The organism is Sphingobacterium sp. WM, assembly GCF_029542465.1.
GTDB classification, from domain to species: domain Bacteria; phylum Bacteroidota; class Bacteroidia; order Sphingobacteriales; family Sphingobacteriaceae; genus Sphingobacterium; species Sphingobacterium cellulitidis.
In genome coordinates, this window is the sequence record NZ_CP120709.1 from 413,761 (window position 1) to 433,388 (window position 19,628).

Sequence of the window (19,628 nt, forward strand, 5' to 3'; positions counted from 1 at the left end):
CCGTTATAAATAGTGTACGAAAACAAATGTACGTTTTTAAACCTAATAAACCCTTTTAGCCAAATTTTTAGCATTATCTTTAGCATAAATTTGCTAAAATTTAGCCGAGTTTATATATTTGATAGATTTTGAATTGCATTTTTATTAACCTAACATGAGAAAAAGAATATTAATTAGTGACATTGCCAAAAACCTTGGTGTATCCGTAACGACAGTTTCCTTTATATTAAATGGGAAAGCGAAGGAGAAGCGGATCAGTGAGGGATTGACAAAGCGTGTACTAGATTATGTAAAAAAAGTGGGTTACAAGCCCAACCAATTAGCCCAGAGTTTACGCACCGGTCAATCCAAGATATTGGGTTTGATTGTTGAAGATATTTCCAATCCTTTTTTCTCAAATGTAGCCAAGTATATTGAGCGTATTGCTTATGATAATGGTTATCATATCATTTATTGCAGTATGGATAATGATGAAACGAAGGCGAGAGAATTGATTCAATTATTTTATGACCGCCAGGTAGATGGGTATATTATTACTCCGCCAGAAGGGTTAGACGATACCTTGGCGAATTTGATCAAGAACAACGTTCCTTTAGTGTTATTTGACCGATATATTCCACAATTGGAGACGCATTATGTTGTGTTGGACAACTTTAATGGTTCCTTTGATGCGACGAAGCATTTATTGGAGAATCCGATGAATAAGCGCGTTGGTTTTGTATCCTTATATTCGAATCAGACACAGATGCGAGATCGTTTGGATGGATATATGAAGGCGATTGATGAGTATCAGCAACAAGCTTATATTAAAAAAGTGAAGATTGATGAGAATGAGGATTCGGCGGTTGATCAAATTCACGATTTTATTAGTGCGAATAATTTGGATGCGGTTTTATTTGCGACGAATTATTTGGGGATTGACGGTCTGAAAGCGGTGAAGAAGTATAACATGAAATTGCCGAATATGGTAGCATTTGATGACCATACGTTATTTAAGTTATATGAGCCGGGGATTAGTGTTGTTACACAAGATACCTCTGCGATAGCGAATGAGTTGATTCATACGCTATTGAACGAGATCAAGGGAAAAAATAAGGAATTACAAAAGATTGTAATTCCTAGTGAGTTATTGGTTCGCGGGTCCTCAGTTATTTCTGAGGAGACGCTGGAACAAACTTCATTGAAATAGAATTCACGCAGTGCCTAGTGTTTTTGGAGGTGAAATTTTCGCCTTCAAAAACATGGCCTAAGTGGGCACCACAGGCGTTACAAATAATTTCAGTTCGGCGACCATCGGCGTCGATTACTCTTTTCACCGCACCAGGGATTTCATCATCGAAGCTAGGCCATCCACAATGCGATTCAAATTTATCTTCCGAATTATAGAGGGGTGCGTCACATCTTTTACAAACATAAGTTCCCTTTTCTTTGTTGTTTAACAGTTCCCCGGTAAAAGGTCTTTCGGTTCCTTTTTGGAGGATTACATACTGTTCTTCAGGGGTTAATTCGTTGTATTTTTTGTTTTGGTCCATGTTTTCATGCGCTTGATTTGATTGTGAATGGGCACAACCAGATAAAATAATTAAAATTAATATGCAATATATTGCTTTCATAGAGGGACTAATTTACGAAAATAGATAATAAGAAATATCAATTGAATGTTAATTTGTGTTGTCCTAGAGCGCTAAAAGCGGTTCTATTTAGAATGATTATAAATTGACAAATTACGTCATCAAATTGTCAGGGATTGCTTAATAAGTTATACTTTTGTGCATTGTTTTGTACGGTATTGAGTACATGTACTGGAGAGTCAACAATTAATTATTACACATAAAATAGTATAAAGTGCTAAATATGAGAAATATCTCATCCGTTTTGGGAAGACTTGCGAAGTCAATATCAATCAGTTTGGTATTGTTATTTGCCGTTACTACTACCACGCAGGCGCAGGATGCTGCGAATGGTGCAGCGCTATTCAAGTCGAATGCGTGTAATTCATGTCACGCAGTTGGTAAGAAATTGACTGGTCCAGATTTAGCTGGCTTGTCAGAGCGCCGTGAAGAAGGATGGATTGTTAAATGGATCCACAACCCGCAAGGGATGATTGATTCAGGCGATCCACAAGCAGTTGAGTTGAAATCTCAATTTGCTACAACGATGGCTCCTTATGCAAACCTTTCAGAAGGTGATATTAAGGATATCATTGCGTATTTGCAAGCAGAAGAGGTTAAGCAAGCTGAGAAGAAAGCTGCCGCACCAGCTGGAGGCGCAGGTTCTGGTAGTTCAGATGCGAACAACTTGATGATCATTGGATTGATTGCTTTAGTTGTCGTAGCTGTTGCTGTGATCTTTGCGTTGAACAGAGTAACAAAAACATTAGAGCGTGTTATTGAAAATAACAAGGCAGCGATTGATGAAGCTCAAGCTAAAAACGACGAAGAAGGAGAGAGCGGTTCTGTAAAATTTGCTAAGGCATTTTTAAAGAACAAAAAGCTAGTATTCTTTGTGGTATTAATGTTTGTGGGCTTATTAGGAGTTGCTGGTTGGAAAACTATGTGGAACGTAGGTGTTCATGAGGGTTACAAACCGGTTCAACCTATTAAATTCTCGCATCAGATTCACGCTGGGGTTAACCAAATTGAGTGTCAGTATTGTCACGGTGGTGCCTTTAAATCTAAAAATGCTTCTATTCCATCTGCGAATGTTTGTATGAACTGTCATAACACGATTACAGGATCAGATCATTACGATGGCGAGATTTCACCAGAGATTGCAAAATTATACCGTGCGGTAGATTGGGATCCAGAAGCTAGAACTTATGGAACAAATACAAGACCTATTGAATGGGTTAGGATTCATAATTTACCAGACTTTGCATACTTCAACCACTCACAACACGTAGTTGTTGCGGGAGTAGAGTGTCAAACTTGTCACGGACCTATCCAAGATATGGAAGAAGTTTATCAATATTCTCCACTTACGATGAAATGGTGTATTGACTGTCACAGAGAGACATCTGTAAATACAGACAATGCATATTACGATCAATTGATCGAGGCTCACGATAAGTTGAAGAAAGGTGAGAAGATGACAGCTGCAATGATCGGTGGATTAGAGTGTGGTAAGTGTCACTATTAATAAATTAATTTAGAATAACGGAATCTTATATATAGCTTAAATGGAAAGCAATAAAAAATATTGGAAAGGTTTAGAGGAATTGAATCAAACTCCTGCTTTTGTTGAAGGAAGCAAGAGTGAGTTTGCTGAGCCTATTCCCGTAGAAGATGTGTTAAATGAAGCTGGTTTAAGTACCAAGACACCTCGTCGTGACTTTTTGAAAGCTTTAGGTTTTGGTTTAGGGGCTGTTACATTAGCAGCTTGTAACCGTACGCCAATTCACAAGGCAGTGCCTTATGTGATCAAGCCAGAGGAAGTAACACCAGGTGTGCCTAACTTCTACGCTTCTTCCTTCAATGGTCAAAGTGTAATTGTTAGAACAAGAGAAGGAAGACCTATTTCATTGGAAGCAAATCCAAATGGAATTGGTTTGAATCAAGGTACAGACGCTTCAACATCAGCTGCAGTACTTGACTTATATGATATGTCCAAATTACAGAATCCTCAAATTGGAGGTAGAGATGTAGAATGGGCGAAATTAGATCAAGCGGTAGTTGATGCATTAAATAAAGCTCAAGCAGCAGGAAAGCAAATCACAATTGTTTCAAATACAATTAACAGTCCTTCCTCATTGGCAGCAATTGCTGCATTAGCAGCTAAGTATCCTGCAACACAACACGTACAAGTTGATGCAGTATCTTATAGCGGTATCATTGAAGCAAACAGAGCTTCATTTGGTAAAGCAGTTGTTCCTACTTATCATTTTGATAAGGCTCAGGTTGTTGTTTCAGTAGCAGCAGATTTCTTGGGCACATGGGTAGCAGGTGAAGAGCATACACAAGATTATATTAAAAATCGTGACTACAAATCACTAAAAGGTGGTAAGATGTCACGTCATATTCAATTTGAATCAGGCTTATCAATGACTGGTTCAAATGCAGACGTTCGTATTGCGATTAAACCTTCGGAAGAAGGAGCTGTATTAATCAGCTTATATAATGCAATTACTGGACAATCTATTGCTGGCGGTACAAACAATGCAAAAGCAAAAACAGCGATTACGCTTGCTGCAAAAGAATTATTGAACTCCAAAGGGTCTTCAGTTGTTGTTGCAGGATCTAACGATATCAATGTTCAAGCCTTAGTAAATGCGATCAATACAGCATTAGGAGCTTATGGAGCAATTATCGACTTAGATAATTTCTCAAAACAACATCAAGGATCTGATTCAGCATTCCAAACATTCTTAACTGCTGCTAAAGCGGGACAAGTAGGAGTAGCGATCTTCTGGAATACAAACCCAGTTTATGATTACTTTAAGGCTGAAGATGTAAGTGCTGCAATCAAAAAGATTGATTATACAGTTTCTTTTGCAGACCGTGCTGACGAGACAGCTTCAGAATTGAAAGCTATCGCGACCAACAGTACATTCTTGGAATCATGGGGTGATGCTTCTGCTAAAGAAGGATTATTCACGATTGTTCAACCTACAATTAATCCAGTATTCAATACGCGTCAAGCGGAGCAAAGTTTAATCAACTGGGCTGGATTGAATAAAGCTATCCACGATTTCGTAAAAGAAAACTGGGAAGCTAACATTTTGGCTGGTACAGGAAAAACTTGGAAAGATGTTTTGCAACAAGGTTTTGTTTTCAAAGGATCGACTACAGGTTCATCATATGCAGCTAATGTAGATGTAAATGCTGCTGCAACAGCGATTGCAAATGATGCAAAACGTGTTGCTGGCGGAGTAGAATTAAAAGTTTACGAATCACCAAATATTAGAGACGGACGCTGGGCGAACAACGCTTATTTACAAGAGTTGCCAGATCCAGTTTCAAAAGTAACTTGGGATAACTTTGCAGCTATTAACCCGGCAGATGCTGAGGAATTAGGTGTTAAAGAAACAGGAAAAGTTACAGTTGAGGCGAATGGTTATAAAGTAGACCTTCCAGTATTGTTACAACCAGGTCAAGCTAGAGGAACTGTTTCAGTTGCGATAGGATATGGACGTACGAAAGTAGGTAAGGCTGGTAACAATGTAGGTGTAAATGCTTATCCATTTGCTAGTTTAGTAAACGGCACGATTCAATTTACTTCAAAAGCTACGATTTCGAAAGCTTCTGGAATTTATGAATTGGCTCAAACACAAACTCACCACACTATTGAAGGTCGTAACATTATTCGTGAGACTACCTTTGCAAACTACTTAAAAGATCCTAATTCAGAATCAGGACGTTTTTCTGATAAGCACCAAACTTATGACTTATGGAATAAGTTTGAGCAGCCAGGCCACCGTTGGGTGATGGCGATTGATTTGAACGCTTGTACAGGATGTGGATCATGTATTGTTGCATGTAGTGTTGAGAACAACGTACCTGTTGTAGGTCGTGATGAGGTTCGTCGTCGTCGTGAGATGCACTGGTTGCGTATTGACCGTTATTACACACTTAATACAGGTGAAGGTAAATTAACGAAAGAAAAAGAGATTGCTAAGGCAGAAGGTTATGACTATGAGGATGTAACAGTTGTTTATCAACCGATGTTATGTCAGCACTGTGAGCATGCGCCTTGTGAGACTGTATGTCCGGTATTAGCGACAGTACACTCTTCAGAAGGATTAAACCACATGGCTTATAACCGTTGTTTTGGTACAAGATATTGTGCGAACAACTGTCCATATAAAGTACGTCGTTTCAACTGGTTCAACTACTGGAATGATTCTCGTTTTGACAATTATTTGAACAACGAGTTCACCCAATTAGTATTGAATCCGGATGTAACCACTCGTTCACGTGGGGTTATGGAGAAATGTTCGATGTGTATCCAACGTATCCAAGCTGGTAAATTGCAGGCTAAAGTAGAGAACCGTAAAGTAAAAGACGGGGATATCAAAATGGCGTGTCAATCAGCATGTTCGGCAAACGCAATCATCTTTGGTGATGCAAACGATCCAGAGTCAGAAGTTTCTAAAGCATTACGTAATGAGCGTGTTTATTATGTGCTTGAAGAAATCAACGTACAACCAAATATTGGTTATATGACGAAGGTAAGAAACACATTTGAAGCATAATTTATTCTAGACTGAAATAAAATAACTATGTCATCGCATAACGAATCAATATTAAGAGAACCATTAATCACCGGCAAGGATATCACCTATGCAAAGATTACAGATGATATCTTACTTCCGGTTGAAAATAAACCAAACAAAGCGTGGTGGATCGGTTTTACCGTAGCTGCCTTAGGCGCGATGTTATGGGTTGTGAGTGTTGGATACACGTTTTGGACGGGTATCGGCGCTTGGGGATTAAACAAGACAGTAGGTTGGGCATGGGATATCACCGACTTCGTATGGTGGGTTGGTATTGGTCACGCTGGTACTTTGATCTCCGCAGTATTATTAATTTTCCGTCAGAACTGGCGTAACTCCATTAACAGATCGGCTGAGGCGATGACAATCTTTGCCGTTATCTGTGCTGCTACCTACGTTGTAGCTCACATGGGACGTCCATGGTTGGCATATTGGATTTTCCCATTGCCAAATCAATTCGGATCATTATGGGTTAACTTTAACTCACCACTAGTATGGGATGCATTTGCGATCTCTACATACTTCACAGTATCCTTAGTATTCTGGTACTGTGGTCTATTACCTGATATTGCATCGGTTCGCGACCGTGCTACAGGTATCAAACAAAGAGTATATTCAATCTTATCATTTGGATGGAATGGTTCGGTTAAAACATGGCAACGATTTGAGATTGTTTCCTTGATTTTAGCAGGTATTTCAACTCCATTAGTATTATCAGTACACACGATCGTATCCATGGACTTTGCTACCTCGGTTATTCCAGGATGGCATACGACGATCTTCCCTCCATATTTCGTTGCAGGGGCGATCTTCTCAGGATTTGCGATGGTACAGACCTTATTGTTGATTTTACGTAAAGTAATGAACTTTGAGGACTACATTACGATGTTCCACATTGAAGCCATGAACAAGATTATCATGACTACAGGATCAATCGTAGGTATTGCTTACTTAACTGAGTTATTCATTGCATGGTACTCAGGATCAGAATACGAGATGTATGCATTTGCAAACCGTATTGCTGGACCATATGCTTGGGCTTACTGGGCGATGATGACCTGTAACGTAATTTCACCACAGTTATTCTGGTTTAAAAAGATTCGTACAAGTATTCCTATTTCATGGATCTTATCGATTGTAGTAAACATCGGTATGTGGTTTGAGCGTTTTGTAATTATCGTAACATCATTACACCGCGATTACTTACCATCGTCATGGGCAATGTTCTACCCTACATGGGTTGACGTAGGTATCTTCGTAGGATCAATTGGACTATTCTTTACCTTATTCTTATTATTCCTTCGTTTCTTACCAGGTATTGCGATTGCAGAGGTTAAGTTATTGTTGAAAAGCTCAAGCTTACAGCATAAAACTAAACTTGTACAAGAAGGTGCATTCCCTGAGGAGCAAGTTGAGTACTTCAGAGATTCATTGGAGAAATATGATTCAGTAACAGAATCGGATATTAAAGCATTACATCAAAAATAATAGCAATGAGCAATACAAAATATATACTAGGTAGTTTTGCTGATCCTGATGAAATGATGCATGGGATTGACAAGTTGCAAGCAAACAATATTAGCATTTACGATTGTTTCACACCGATGCCAATCCACGGGATTGAGGCTAAGTTAGGTGTTAAACCATCAAGATTACCCATTGCGGCATTTATTTTTGGTGCATTGGGAACATGTTTAGGATTTAGTCTTTTGTTTTACACCATGTCGTATGATTGGCCGATGAACGTAGGGGGAAAGCCATCCATGCCATTACCAAACTTTGTTCCGGTAACATTTGAGGTGACTATTTTATTATGTGCCTTAGGTATGGTTGCAACGTTCTTTTTCCGTAATCATTTGTTTCCAGGCCGCGCACCACGTGTAATGGACTTGAGAGCAACGGATGATCGTTTTATTATTGCAGTAGATGCGAATGAAAATACTGACCATGCGTTGATCGATGGCTTATTGAAAGAAGCAGGAGCAGTAGAAGTTAAGTACAATGAAAGAAAATATGTTAGTTATGAATAAAAAGAATTTTCTTGGAACTGTATGTGTTGCTGTGGCTTTAACAGCAGTTGTTTCTTCATGCGGAGATGGCACCACTCGCAGTGCAGGATGGGAATTCTCACGTAATATGTATGATCCGATTGCTTTTAATCCGGATCAGCCAAATAAGAATTTTAAGAACAATATTACTGCTCAAACTCCGCCACAGGGTTCTAATCCGATTGGATTTGACCGTTTTGATTACGGGAATTCTGTTGAAGAATATGAGCGTGCAGGATTGGAGTTGAAGAATCCAATTGTTGTAAATCCGACTCACTTGAAAGAAGGTGAAGCCTTATACCTAACCTACTGTGCGGTTTGTCATGGTAAAGAAGGTGCAGGTGATGGAACCATTACAAAAGATAGAGAGGTTGAAGATTCAAGAGGTAAGCGTGCTTTAGAGAACTTTCCTCCGCCGCCATCCTATCAAAAATCAGCAGGAACTCCATCTTCAAGAGGAGGACAAATGTCTGAGTTAACAGATGGTAAAATTTACCACACTATTACTTATGGTTATAATGCGATGGGCTCACATGCCTCTCAATTATCTCCAGAGGAGCGTTGGAAAGTGGTAATGTATGTTCACGAATTACAAAAAAAATAATTTAACATCGATATTATAAATGGGAACTCACAATCATCATCACGATTATAATTTCAGCGAGCAATTTAAATTCGCAGGTACCGCTAAGGTCCTGAGTTTAGTTGCGATCGTTGTAGGGATAGCCGCAATTGCATTTGGCTTACTATCAAGTGACCATATAATGGTTGAGCGTACATATGCCAATTTATTATTGATGGGATATTATTTTACTTGTGTTTGTGCAGCTGGAGCGTTTTTCGTTGCCTTACAACTAGTAACTCAATCAGCTTGGTCTGCGGGATTAATCCGTATTCCACAAGCAATGGCTAGTATTTTACCGATTGCTTCAATCATTTTATTAATCATTGTAGCATTAGGTTTATCAACACATAATTTATACCACCACTGGCATGCAGATGGATTAACAGATCCAAACAGCCCGAACTATGATAGTTTAGTTGCTGGAAAATCTGCTTTCTTAAATGTACCAGGATTTTTAATCCGTCAGATTATTTTCATGGGTAGTTATAGCATTTTTGCTTTTATCCTTGCGAAATTATCTTACAATGAGGATTTAGCAGGTGGATTAAATTCTTATAAAAAGAGCTTTAAATTATCGGCTATCTTTTTAGTAATCTTCGGATTTACTACCCCAATTTGGTCATTTGATACCATCATGTCATTAGAGGCACACTGGTTTTCAACTATGTTCGGTTGGTATAACTTCGCAGCAATGTGGGTTAGTGGATTAGCAGCGATTACTGTAATCTTAATTTTGCTTAAAAAAGCAGGTTACATGAATTGGGTTAATGAAAACCACTTACATGACCTAGGTAAATTAATGTTTGGTTTCTCAATTTTCTGGACCTATGTATGGTTTGCACAATTTATGTTGATTTACTATTCAAACATTCCAGAGGAAACGGTTTATTTCTATAAACGTTGGGAGCCAGAATATAAGCCTTGGTTTTGGATTAACATTATTATTAACTTTGTGGCGCCATTATTAATATTGGTTGACCGTGATGCAAAACGTAAGCAAAATATGATGTTATTCGTATCGATCGTATTATTGTTGGGTCACTGGTTAGACTATTATATCATGATTATGCCGGGTACTGTTGAGAATCACAGAGGCTTTGGTATTGTTGAGATTGGTACTGCAATAGGATTTGTTGGAATCTTTACTTTCTTAGTTCTGTCGAAATTGAGCAAACATGCTTTAGTTCCGAAGAATCACCCATTCTTGGATGAGAGTTTACACCATCAAATTTAATAGAGATTAAGTTGAAATAACGTTCAAACGTGTCATAAGAGATGAAGTTTAAATTACATAACAGATTTAAGTCCTTATTTGGAGGCTTATTAGCTATTAACCTATTGTTTGCTGCTCCTGCGATGGCTTCCATTCAGGATCAAGCAGCTGATACAGCTAAGGTTGAGCAAGCGGCAACACCTGCAGTTACTGCAGATTCGGCTGCTGCCCCTGCTGACAGTTCTGCTGCGGCTGTAGCTGCAACAGATTCAGCTAGCGTTTCAGCATCAGATACTTCAGGCAGCACGGTAGTACCTGCTGCTACAACTACACAAAAAGAAGAAAAGAAAATTGATCCTCAAGTATATAAGAACTTGACTTATTATATTTTACTTTTCTTATTTATCTGTACAGTAGTTGCAGTAATTGGTAAAGTACAGTCAATCTATGTATTGACTAAAAAAGTAAATGGAAAATACAATCCATTGGCAAATAACACGCTTCAAGCGGGATTGTTATTTGTTTTCTTGGTTGGATTTTTAGGATTTGTATACTACGGATACGCAGTATGGGGTAGCTGGTCATGGAGACCTGCTGCAACAGAGCATGGTAAGGATATCGATACGATGTTTATCATCACTACGGTTATTATTACCATCGTATTAGTATTGGTTCATATTTTATTATTAACCTTTACCTATATCTACAGAATGCGTGCTAAGCGCAAAGCGTATTTCTATCCTCATAATGATGCTATTGAGAGATTATGGACGATTGTACCTGCAGTTGTATTAACAATTTTGGTATTGTTCGGATTCTTTACATGGCGTTCAATTACTAATATCCCTGAAGATTTGAAGAAATCAGCATTACAGATTGAGGTATTAGGGGAACAATTTATGTGGACAGTACGTTATCCAGGAGCGGATGGTGAATTTGGTAAGCGTAATTACAAATTAACTACACCATTAAACTCATACGGTATTGACTATAATGACAAGACAGCGTGGGATGATGTGAAAGGTGATGAGATCGTAATTCCGGTTAACAAGCCAGTTCGTTTCCACATTATGTCTAAAGATATTATTCACTCTTTCTATATTCCTGATTTCCGTGTTCAAATCAACGCAGTACCAGGGATGACAAACTACTTCCAGTTTACACCAACCATCACAACTGATGAGATGCGTGATAAGATGAATGATCCTCAGTATAACTTCGTAATGTTATGTGCGAAAATCTGTGGAGAGTCTCACTACAACATGCAGAAGAATGTAAGAGTTGTTACAGAAGCTGAGTACAAAGAGTGGTTAAGCAAACAAGCTAAATTCTTCACTGAAGACCTTCAAAAAGAGTTTGCTCAAGCAGAAGGAGAAAACACAGAGAAGAATGACCGTATCGCGGCTTCATTAAATTAAATATAACAGAGAATTTAAATAGAATATGTCAACTACAGTTATATCGCACGACGCAGCTCATCACGGATCACATGATCACCATCATGAGACGTTTTTGACGAAGTATATCTTCAGTCAAGATCATAAGATGATTGCTAAGCAGTTCTTGATCACTGGTATCATAATGGCGGTTTTCGCTATGATCCTGTCGATTTTATTCCGTATTCAATTAGCATGGCCTGATCATGAGTTTCCAATTCTTGAGGTTTTCTTAGGAAAATGGGCTGAAGGGGGTCGTATTAGACCGGATTTTTTCCTTTCATTGGTGACCATTCACGGTACCATGATGGTATTCTTTGTATTAACAGCAGGTTTATCAGGTACATTCAGTAACTTGTTAATTCCTTATCAATTGGGAGCTAGAGATATGGCATCTCCATTGATGAACATGTTATCATACTGGTTTTTCTTTACAGCATGTGTGATCATGGTTGCTTCTTTCTTTATTGAAAGTGGACCTGCATCTGCTGGATGGACGATCTATCCTCCATTATCGGCGGTGCCTAAAGCAATTGCTGGTTCTGGATTAGGGATGACCTTATGGTTAATTTCTATGGCTTTATTTATCGCTTCACAGGTATTAGGTGGTGTAAACTACATTTCTACAGTGTTAAACATGCGTACTAAAGGTATGGAATTATGGAAAATGCCTCTTACTATTTGGGCGTTCTTCTTAACTGCTATCGTAGGTTTATTATCTTTCCCGGTATTAGTATCCGCGGTAGTATTATTATTCTTTGACCGTTCAGTAGGTACTTCATTCTATTTATCAGACTTAGTTGTTCAAGGTACTATTCTACCTAACGAAGGTGGTTCACCTATCTTGTTCCAACACTTGTTCTGGTTCTTAGGTCACCCTGAGGTATATATCGTAGTTATGCCTGCATTAGGTTTGACTTCAGAGATTATTTCTACAAACTCACGTAAACCAATCTTTGGTTACCATGCGATGGTTTATTCATTAGTAGGTATTACAGTATTATCTTTCATCGTTTGGGGTCACCACATGTTCGTAACAGGTATGAGTCCATTCTTGGGAGGTGTATTTATGATCACTACCTTGATTATCGCGGTACCTTCCGCTGTAAAAGCGTTCAACTATATCGCAACATTATGGAGAGGAAATATCCGTTTTACTCCAGCGATGATGTTTGCAATCGGTATGGTTTCGTTCTTCGTATCAGGAGGTTTAACAGGATTGTATTTAGGTAATGCTGCATTAGATATCAACTTACATGATACTTATTTTGTAGTAGCTCACTTCCACTTGGTAATGGGTTCTGCATCTATCTTCGGTATGTTGGCGGGTGTTTATCACTGGTATCCAAAAATGTTCGGTCGTATGATGGACGAGCGTTTAGGATATTTCCACTTCTGGTTAACATTCATTGGCGCGTACTTGGTATTCTTCCCAATGCACTTTATGGGTATTGACGGAGTTCCTCGTCGTTACTATGCATTTACTGAATTCCCTTTCATGGAGAAATGGGTATCAGTTAACTTATTGATTACTTGGGCAGCAATTGTTTCAGCTGTTGGTCAGGTAGCATTCTTGTGGAACTTTTTCGGATCAATTTGGTGTGGAAAGCGTGCTCCGCAAAACCCTTGGAATTCAAATACATTGGAGTGGACTACTCCAGTAGAACATATTCACGGAAACTGGCCCGGAGAAATCCCTACAGTATACCGTTGGCCATACGATTACAGTAAGCCTGGAAATGATCTGGATTTCATTCCTCAAAGCACTCCTCTTTCTCAAACAATGAGTTCAAACTTATTGCATGACTGGGATGGCAATGAAGAAGGAATTGCGGCTCAAAAAGCTTACAATCGTGAGCATAACAGAGAAGAAGAAGGGTAGGTTATTACCTACCTCTCTTTATACTTTTTAATGTAAAAGGAGAGATCTATGTATCCAGCAGCTGAAAAGCGTTTTATACGGATAAATAAGATCACGATTTTCGTTCTTTTCTTAGTAATAACAGCAGGTGGTGTCGTTCGGAGTACAGGTTCAGGAATGGGCTGTCCGGATTGGCCAAAGTGTTTCAACAGGATTATTCCGCCGACCGATGTTTCTCAATTGCCTGAAGGCTATGAGCAACATTATGTCGAAGGTAGAGTCAAAAAGAATGAACGATTTGCAAAAATGATAGAAGCCTTTGGCTATTCAAATCTAGCAGATCAGATTCGACACGATGAAACCATCCATGAACATGAAGAGTTCAATGCTGTAAAAACTTGGACAGAGTATGTTAATCGTCTGACTGGAGTTTTAGCCGGTTTCAGTATGCTGTTTACAGCAATATATTCTTTTACTTATTGGAAAAAGAAAAAAGCCATAGCAATATGGAGCGTTCTTAATCTTATTGTCGTTGTGATACAAGCCTGGTTAGGGTCAATTGTTGTTTCAACAAACCTAACACCTTGGGTCATTACCATTCACATGTTGTTAGCATTGATAATCGTTTGTATAGCAATTCAAACGTACTATTGGGCTATCAAATTTAGGAATGACAAGTACTTGAAAAATAGAAATCAGAGTTTCACTTGGATTACATTGATTTCAATTGCACTATTAGTTGTTCAAGTTGTGTTTGGGACAGAAGTCCGAGAAGTGATTGATCATTTGAATCAACAAGGACTTCCGCGGAGTGAATGGATTGAATCCATTGGGTTGCCTTATCATACACATCGCATCTTAGCATATGTTACTTTAGCTTTGACTGTATTTTTATACTTCAAGCTTAGAGCATCTGAGTTGAATGGAACAGTTCAATTTAATTATGCCAAGATATCGTTAGTGTTGGTTTGTATACAGATGTTGTCAGGAATTATTTTGGCAAGGTTTCATGTTCCTGCAGTTGCACAAACAGTACATTTAGTGATTGCAAGTTTATTGGTTGGAGCACAATATTATTTATTGTTGATTCTGAATAAGCCATCAAAACTTACTTCAGCAACTGTTTAAGGATATATTTTGACTATGAAGGAATTTATTTCAGATTTTAATAAACTTGTCAAGCTGAGGCTTACGCTAACAGTTGTGTTCTCTGCTTCGATTTCGTTTTTAATTGGAGCTACACAGCAAGGAGATATAATCTGGTTTAATTGGGCATTATTAACGATTGGTGGGTTTTTAGTAACTGGTGCGGCGAATGGATTTAATGAGATCATAGAAAAGGATCTTGATAAATTAATGAAGCGTACCGAGGATAGACCACTTCCAGCAGGAAGAATGACCACCGGACAGGCATTGATTTTAAGCGTGTTCATGGGAATTGCCGGAACGTTAATCTTAGTGAGATTGAATTTTATTGCAGGTTTACTTTCAGTATTTTCAATTTTCTTGTATGCATTTGTGTATACCCCGTTAAAGCAAAAATCACCGATCGCCGTTTGGGTCGGCGCAATACCAGGAGCATTACCTCCACTAATTGGATACTATGCTGCATTCAAATCCGCAGGTTTCGGATTGGCATATGCAGAAGTTAGTGAACAAGCAGTTGTTATTACTCCATTGGTTTTGTTTGCAATTCAGTTCTTTTGGCAATTTCCCCATTTTTGGGCCATTGCTTGGGTGTCGGATGATGATTATAAAAGAGCAGGTTTTAGGTTATTGCCTACAACCAGAAAGGATAAATTATCAGCATGGTTTATATTTATCTCATGTTTGTTAATGATTCCAATTGGTTTTCTACCAATGTATTATGGAATAGGAGGTTGGGTTTTTACCATCTTATCCTTAATCGGTGGATTACTTTTCACCTGGTATGGTCTGCAACACTTACAAAAAATGGAAGTAAGTACAGCAAAGAAGATTATGTTTACATCTTTTGCCTACTTACCACTAACCCAGTTAGTATTGTTGTTTGACTTTATACCTTTTAAATAAAAAATGGAATTACAATTATCTATGGATAAGCAAGAGTTGATGAATGAAGAACTACTAAAATCAAGAAAAGCTAAGAAATTTAATCTTTGGCTTGGAATAATCGGGATGTTCATGATGTTTGCTGCTTTAACCAGTGGATTTATAGTATATACCGCAAGTGGAGTGGATAAAGGGATTAAAACTATTCTACCACATGCATTTATTTATAGTACCACGGTAATTGTATTGAGCAGTATTAGCATGCACTTTGCTTACAAAGCGGTAAAAGCTAATCAGATAGCAAAACAAAAGATCTTTTTACTAATTACTATTGTATTAGGAGTCGTGTTCTTTTGGTTGCAAGTTGAAGCTTGGTCAGTGTTGTTCCACAGAGGGATTACTTTTGTAAACAGCAATGCATCACAATCGTTCATTTACGTATTTACAGGCTTACACTTAGCCCACATCATAGCCGGAATATTGGTGTTGGTTAGATGTTATATTGGAGCAGTTAGGAAGATTGCTTTGGATAACAACATTTTCCGGATGGAACTTGCCTCGATTTTTTGGCATTTTCTAGATCTATTATGGATTTATATTTATGTTTTCTTACTTTTGAATCAATAACAGTAAACAATGAGTACAACAGTATCGCAATTGGATAAGGTAAAACAAGGACCTTGGAGCGGAGGTAAATCACCTTGGAACTTAGAGTATGGAAAGATCATGATGTGGTTTTTCCTAGTATCAGATGCATTTACATTCTCTGCATTCTTGATTTATTATGGTGCTCAAAAATTTGCGCAACCTAGCTGGATTGATGCGGATAAAGTATTCCAATCGATTCCGGGGATCGCTGATTCAGGCCAACCGTTGGTTTTTGTGGGTATCATGACCTTTATTTTGATTATGTCATCCGTAACGATGGTTTTAGCCGTTGAAGCAGGACATCGAAATTCGAAACAAGAGGTTGTTAAATGGATGTTGTGGACTATTTTAGGTGGTCTTATGTTCTTAGGCTGTCAAGCTTTAGAATGGTCTCACTTGCACCACATGGGATTCTGGTTCGGTCAAAACCCTGCTACAGGATTAGAAGATCCAGATGCAATCGTCACAGCATTACAGCCTTACTTTACTAAAGACATTTCCTACACAGCTGCATTGCAGTTCTCTAACTTATTCTTTACCATTACAGGTTTCCACGGATTCCACGTATCGATCGGTGTATTGTTGAACATTATCGTGTTGAGCATGACCTTAAACAATACGTTTGAGAGAAGAGGAACTTACTTGATGATTGAAAAAGTAGGTTTGTACTGGCACTTTGTAGACTTAGTTTGGGTATTCGTATTTACCTTCTTCTACCTAGTATAATTTTTGTAGGATTTAAAAAACATCATTGAACATGACTAATCACGAACATATATCAGAGCACGATGCGCATGCGCATGGCGAAGGAATGGATAAAAAACGTATCTGGAGTGTATTCTTTGTTCTATTAGCTTTAACAGCATTAGAATTCTTAATCGCTTTAGGATTTGTACACCACTGGGGAATCCTACAAAAAGGTATGCTAGTTAATGTAATTTATATTGCATTGACATTAGTAAAAGCATATTACATCGTAGCATTCTTCATGCACTTGAAGTTTGAGAAATCTAGCTTTATTGTCACCTGTGCTGTCGTATTTTTCTTTATTATCTATTTCATTATATTAATGTTGGTTGAAGGTGGTTATTTACACACTGTAATGACTCATCAGCCTACTTTCCCACATAAATAAGCATATAAGTAATGAGTAAAACTACTCGTTCGAAAAATATATCAAAATTAATAATCCTGGCACTTGTTCTATTTGTGCCAGGTTTTTTATATATACTGGTTAACAAAATGGGCTCTAATGAGTATCTAAAGTTACCAGTGTTCGGAGACAAAAAACTTTCTGGTGAAATGAGGCGAGTAATGGGGAGAGAAATCCCGGATACTATTTTTCATCAGTTATCCCCGGTAGAATTCATGAATTATGATGATAAACCGGTGAAATTTCTAGGAACAGATACAGCCGTATCTGTGGTTCATTTATTTTATACAAGAGATCAAGGATTATCAAAACAGCTGGTTCACGATATGAGTACCATTGCTGCTAGATTCAAATCTAATCCGAAAGTTGAACTATATTCTATTTCTGTAGATCCACATGACTCTGCATCGGATCTTCAAAAATATATTGCTCCTTATCAAAAAGGAATCAATCCACATTGGTTCGTTGTTAATAAACCAAGTGTAGATATCTTTGATTACGCAAGGTCGTCCATGTTAATAGAAGCAATGGCAGTTCCGGGAGATAGTAGCAAATTTATTATCAGTAATCAATTTGTTCTTATTGATTCGCAAAAACGAATTCGTGGTTTTTATGATATCTCATTGAGATCTGAATTAGATCGTTTAGAGGATGAAATTAAAGTTCAATTAGTAGAAGAGGTTAGAAATAATCCATTAAAAGTAGAGAGAAAGTAATTATGGGAATGACAGAAGAAGAAAAGAAATATAAAGGAATAATTTGGACCCTGTCTATTATCATTCCTTTAGCAGTGGCAGCGTTATTTGGCATTAACCTTAAGAAAATGGGCTACGATGTAGAACCACTTAGCTTTTTGCCTCCTATCTATGCGACCATCAATGGACTTACTGCGGTTTGTTTAGTAATTGCGGTAGCTGCGATTAAGCGAGGAAATGCAAAAATGCATGAGAACCTGATTAAGTTATGTATGGTTTTCTCATCCTTATTCCTATTAATGTATGTAGCCTACCATATGACGTCCACTTCGACCAGTTATGGAGGAGAAGGAGTCATTAGATATGTGTATTTTTTCATTCTTGTGACACATATCATTTTATCGGTGGTCATTATCCCATTCGTATTATTTACTTTTGTTAGAGGGATTGCTGGTGCATATGAACGCCATAAGAAATTGGCTCGCATCACTTATCCAATGTGGCTTTATGTTGCAGTAACAGGAGTAATTGTGTATCTGATGATTTCTCCTTATTACACTCATTAATAATTTGAGATATGAAAAAAGTTTGGATTTATCAGGCAGATCGTTTTTTTACTCAACCGGAGCATGAAATAGCTCAGGCTAAGTTAGATTCTTTTATCAAAGAGTGGACTGCACATGGTAGTCAATTAGCTGGTAAGGCAGAAATTATTAATAATTTGTTTATTGTTCTTACAGTAGATGAAGAGATTGCTCAGGTTACTGGGTGTTCAATTGATAAATCTGTAAGGATTTTGAAAGAGTTGGAGGAAGAACTTAATATAGGATTGTTCAATAGAACACTGATCAGCTATAGAGATAATGAAAACAACATTCAATTGGTGTCAAGAGATGTGTTTGAAGCCTTGTGCAAAGAAGGTGAAGTAAATGCTGATACTATAGTTTTCAATAACTTAGTTCAGACAGAAGGCGATTTAGCAGAAAAATGGGAGGTACCAATGAAAGACAGTTGGCACGCCACGGTATTTAAATAGAATTCTTATCAAAAAAATATAAGGCTCTACTGTTCAGTAGAGCCTTTTTATTTTAATGTAAAATCTATTATTTCTTATCAATACTAAGTTTACCTGGCCCCATAATAGCGAAGGCAATATAAACGATCATAAATTCAATTGCATGGGATGCACCTGATAGTCCATCTCCTTTTGCCAAGTGGTTCAAAGTAGCGACTAACATGGTTATTGCAAGAATTATTGCTGCTGGGCGTGTCCATAATCCGAGCATCAATAGTAAAGAACCTAATGTTTCTGCTAATCCGGCACTGAATCCAAAAACCGTAGGCATGAAATCTATCCCTAAATTTGCCATTGATTTTCCAATACCAGCCCATCTTTCGGGGCCACCCATTAATTTTTGTAAGCCATGAAATGCAATCATCGTCAATCCGAATCCTAAGCGAATGATCAATAGTCCTAAGTCAATTCTTGAATTTTTCATAATTATTAATAGTTATTGTAACTGAATCGAAGATACGTATTCCTAAAAATAGCATTCTTACCATAGATCAAGAAGATAATTTTTATGATTAAAAAAATTATTTTGGCTATTCTTCATGAAAATGTCCTAAGTGATAGTAGAATACTTCAATTTGCCTTATCTTTGTTTCCTAAGCCAAAAGGGCTCTTTATTAAACATTAATTTGCAA

At 37.8% G+C, this 19,628-nt stretch carries 19 protein-coding genes; 17 read left to right on the forward strand and 2 right to left on the reverse strand.

Features of this window, described 5'->3' with window-relative positions:
* Nucleotides 1–154: 154 nt before the first annotated feature.
* Nucleotides 155–1,189, forward strand: coding sequence for a substrate-binding domain-containing protein (locus PZ892_RS01820; RefSeq protein ID WP_094255631.1), 1,035 nt, complete (start codon nt 155–157; stop codon nt 1,187–1,189).
* On the opposite strand, the gene PZ892_RS01825 is transcribed toward PZ892_RS01820, so the two are convergent.
* Nucleotides 1,149–1,613, reverse strand: coding sequence for a methionine-R-sulfoxide reductase (locus PZ892_RS01825; RefSeq protein ID WP_182497969.1), 465 nt, complete (start codon nt 1,611–1,613; stop codon nt 1,149–1,151). The genes PZ892_RS01820 and PZ892_RS01825 overlap by 41 nt on opposite strands.
* 241 nt (nt 1,614–1,854) lie before the next feature.
* Between PZ892_RS01825 and PZ892_RS01830 the strand changes: the two genes are divergently transcribed.
* The 16 genes from PZ892_RS01830 (at nt 1,855) to PZ892_RS01905 (ending at nt 18,957) form a co-directional block, all read left to right on the forward strand.
* Nucleotides 1,855–3,138 carry a cytochrome c3 family protein gene (locus PZ892_RS01830; protein WP_182497970.1) on the forward strand — a complete coding sequence of 428 codons (1,284 nt, stop codon included), beginning with the start codon at nt 1,855–1,857 and terminating at the stop codon, nt 3,136–3,138.
* A 40-nt stretch (nt 3,139–3,178) separates the two neighbouring features.
* A complete protein-coding gene (locus PZ892_RS01835; RefSeq protein ID WP_182497971.1) occupies nt 3,179–6,190 on the forward strand; it encodes a TAT-variant-translocated molybdopterin oxidoreductase in 3,012 nt (1,003 codons plus the stop codon).
* A 27-nt stretch (nt 6,191–6,217) separates the two neighbouring features.
* Nucleotides 6,218–7,699, forward strand: a complete 1,482-nt coding sequence (nrfD, locus tag PZ892_RS01840) for an NrfD/PsrC family molybdoenzyme membrane anchor subunit (protein ID WP_094255624.1) — start codon at nt 6,218–6,220, stop codon at nt 7,697–7,699.
* A 5-nt stretch (nt 7,700–7,704) separates the two neighbouring features.
* On the forward strand, nt 7,705–8,241 hold the full coding sequence (locus PZ892_RS01845; protein ID WP_094255622.1) for a DUF3341 domain-containing protein: 537 nt from the start codon (nt 7,705–7,707) through the stop codon (nt 8,239–8,241).
* Nucleotides 8,234–8,863: a cytochrome c gene (locus tag PZ892_RS01850; protein WP_308419447.1), complete on the forward strand. Its 630-nt coding sequence runs from the start codon at nt 8,234–8,236 to the stop codon at nt 8,861–8,863. The genes PZ892_RS01845 and PZ892_RS01850 overlap by 8 nt, the downstream gene beginning before the upstream one ends.
* A 19-nt stretch (nt 8,864–8,882) precedes the next feature.
* Entirely contained in the window at nt 8,883–10,118 is a 1,236-nt protein-coding gene (locus tag PZ892_RS01855) for a quinol:cytochrome C oxidoreductase (RefSeq protein ID WP_182497972.1), read from the forward strand.
* A gap of 41 nt (nt 10,119–10,159) precedes the next feature.
* The gene (locus PZ892_RS01860; protein ID WP_229678238.1) at nt 10,160–11,515 is read left to right on the forward strand and encodes a cytochrome c oxidase subunit II; all 1,356 of its coding nucleotides are present in this window, start codon (nt 10,160–10,162) and stop codon (nt 11,513–11,515) included.
* A 127-nt stretch (nt 11,516–11,642) separates the two neighbouring features.
* A complete protein-coding gene (locus PZ892_RS01865; RefSeq protein WP_094255617.1) occupies nt 11,643–13,415 on the forward strand; it encodes a cbb3-type cytochrome c oxidase subunit I in 1,773 nt (590 codons plus the stop codon).
* 48 nt (nt 13,416–13,463) lie between these two features.
* A complete protein-coding gene (locus tag PZ892_RS01870) occupies nt 13,464–14,522 on the forward strand; it encodes a COX15/CtaA family protein (protein WP_182497973.1) in 1,059 nt (352 codons plus the stop codon).
* A gap of 15 nt (nt 14,523–14,537) precedes the next feature.
* Nucleotides 14,538–15,446: a heme o synthase gene (gene cyoE, locus PZ892_RS01875; RefSeq protein WP_182497974.1), complete on the forward strand. Its 909-nt coding sequence runs from the start codon at nt 14,538–14,540 to the stop codon at nt 15,444–15,446.
* Between the two features lie 3 nt (nt 15,447–15,449).
* The gene (locus tag PZ892_RS01880; protein ID WP_229678237.1) at nt 15,450–16,052 is read left to right on the forward strand and encodes a cytochrome c oxidase subunit 3; all 603 of its coding nucleotides are present in this window, start codon (nt 15,450–15,452) and stop codon (nt 16,050–16,052) included.
* A 9-nt stretch (nt 16,053–16,061) separates the two neighbouring features.
* Nucleotides 16,062–16,799, forward strand: coding sequence for a cytochrome c oxidase subunit 3 (locus PZ892_RS01885; protein ID WP_277712019.1), 738 nt, complete (start codon nt 16,062–16,064; stop codon nt 16,797–16,799).
* Nucleotides 16,800–16,830: 31 nt separating this feature from the next.
* Nucleotides 16,831–17,208 (forward strand): cytochrome C oxidase subunit IV family protein, encoded by a 378-nt coding sequence (locus PZ892_RS01890; RefSeq protein WP_094255610.1) that lies wholly within the window; start codon nt 16,831–16,833, stop codon nt 17,206–17,208.
* Nucleotides 17,209–17,219: 11 nt separating this feature from the next.
* Nucleotides 17,220–17,942 (forward strand): SCO family protein, encoded by a 723-nt coding sequence (locus tag PZ892_RS01895; protein WP_182497976.1) that lies wholly within the window; start codon nt 17,220–17,222, stop codon nt 17,940–17,942.
* An 8-nt stretch (nt 17,943–17,950) separates the two neighbouring features.
* Nucleotides 17,951–18,487: a DUF420 domain-containing protein gene (locus PZ892_RS01900; protein WP_229678235.1), complete on the forward strand. Its 537-nt coding sequence runs from the start codon at nt 17,951–17,953 to the stop codon at nt 18,485–18,487.
* A gap of 11 nt (nt 18,488–18,498) precedes the next feature.
* Nucleotides 18,499–18,957: a hypothetical protein gene (locus PZ892_RS01905; RefSeq protein ID WP_094255604.1), complete on the forward strand. Its 459-nt coding sequence runs from the start codon at nt 18,499–18,501 to the stop codon at nt 18,955–18,957.
* Nucleotides 18,958–19,024: 67 nt separating this feature from the next.
* On the opposite strand, the gene PZ892_RS01910 is transcribed toward PZ892_RS01905, so the two are convergent.
* Nucleotides 19,025–19,420 (reverse strand): DoxX family protein, encoded by a 396-nt coding sequence (locus tag PZ892_RS01910; protein ID WP_094255602.1) that lies wholly within the window; start codon nt 19,418–19,420, stop codon nt 19,025–19,027.
* Between the last annotated feature and the right edge of the window lie 208 nt (nt 19,421–19,628).

What these genes read in the sequence shown, in the direction of transcription:
- PZ892_RS01895 (WP_182497976.1), top strand. Translation starts at nt 17,220, where the DNA reads ATGAGTAAAACTACTCGTTCGAAAAATATATCAAAATTAATAATCCTG.
- PZ892_RS01825 (WP_182497969.1), bottom strand. Translation starts at nt 1,613, where the DNA reads ATGAAAGCAATATATTGCATATTAATTTTAATTATTTTATCTGGTTGT.
- PZ892_RS01890 (WP_094255610.1), top strand. Translation starts at nt 16,831, where the DNA reads ATGACTAATCACGAACATATATCAGAGCACGATGCGCATGCGCATGGC.
- PZ892_RS01870 (WP_182497973.1), top strand. Translation starts at nt 13,464, where the DNA reads ATGTATCCAGCAGCTGAAAAGCGTTTTATACGGATAAATAAGATCACG.
- PZ892_RS01845 (WP_094255622.1), top strand. Translation starts at nt 7,705, where the DNA reads ATGAGCAATACAAAATATATACTAGGTAGTTTTGCTGATCCTGATGAA.
- PZ892_RS01835 (WP_182497971.1), top strand. Translation starts at nt 3,179, where the DNA reads ATGGAAAGCAATAAAAAATATTGGAAAGGTTTAGAGGAATTGAATCAA.
- PZ892_RS01860 (WP_229678238.1), top strand. Translation starts at nt 10,160, where the DNA reads ATGAAGTTTAAATTACATAACAGATTTAAGTCCTTATTTGGAGGCTTA.
- PZ892_RS01830 (WP_182497970.1), top strand. Translation starts at nt 1,855, where the DNA reads ATGAGAAATATCTCATCCGTTTTGGGAAGACTTGCGAAGTCAATATCA.
- PZ892_RS01855 (WP_182497972.1), top strand. Translation starts at nt 8,883, where the DNA reads ATGGGAACTCACAATCATCATCACGATTATAATTTCAGCGAGCAATTT.
- PZ892_RS01910 (WP_094255602.1), bottom strand. Translation starts at nt 19,420, where the DNA reads ATGAAAAATTCAAGAATTGACTTAGGACTATTGATCATTCGCTTAGGA.
- cyoE (WP_182497974.1), top strand. Translation starts at nt 14,538, where the DNA reads ATGAAGGAATTTATTTCAGATTTTAATAAACTTGTCAAGCTGAGGCTT.
- PZ892_RS01880 (WP_229678237.1), top strand. Translation starts at nt 15,450, where the DNA reads ATGGAATTACAATTATCTATGGATAAGCAAGAGTTGATGAATGAAGAA.
- PZ892_RS01900 (WP_229678235.1), top strand. Translation starts at nt 17,951, where the DNA reads ATGACAGAAGAAGAAAAGAAATATAAAGGAATAATTTGGACCCTGTCT.
- PZ892_RS01865 (WP_094255617.1), top strand. Translation starts at nt 11,643, where the DNA reads ATGATTGCTAAGCAGTTCTTGATCACTGGTATCATAATGGCGGTTTTC.
- PZ892_RS01820 (WP_094255631.1), top strand. Translation starts at nt 155, where the DNA reads ATGAGAAAAAGAATATTAATTAGTGACATTGCCAAAAACCTTGGTGTA.
- PZ892_RS01905 (WP_094255604.1), top strand. Translation starts at nt 18,499, where the DNA reads ATGAAAAAAGTTTGGATTTATCAGGCAGATCGTTTTTTTACTCAACCG.
- PZ892_RS01885 (WP_277712019.1), top strand. Translation starts at nt 16,062, where the DNA reads ATGAGTACAACAGTATCGCAATTGGATAAGGTAAAACAAGGACCTTGG.
- nrfD (WP_094255624.1), top strand. Translation starts at nt 6,218, where the DNA reads ATGTCATCGCATAACGAATCAATATTAAGAGAACCATTAATCACCGGC.
- PZ892_RS01850 (WP_308419447.1), top strand. Translation starts at nt 8,234, where the DNA reads ATGAATAAAAAGAATTTTCTTGGAACTGTATGTGTTGCTGTGGCTTTA.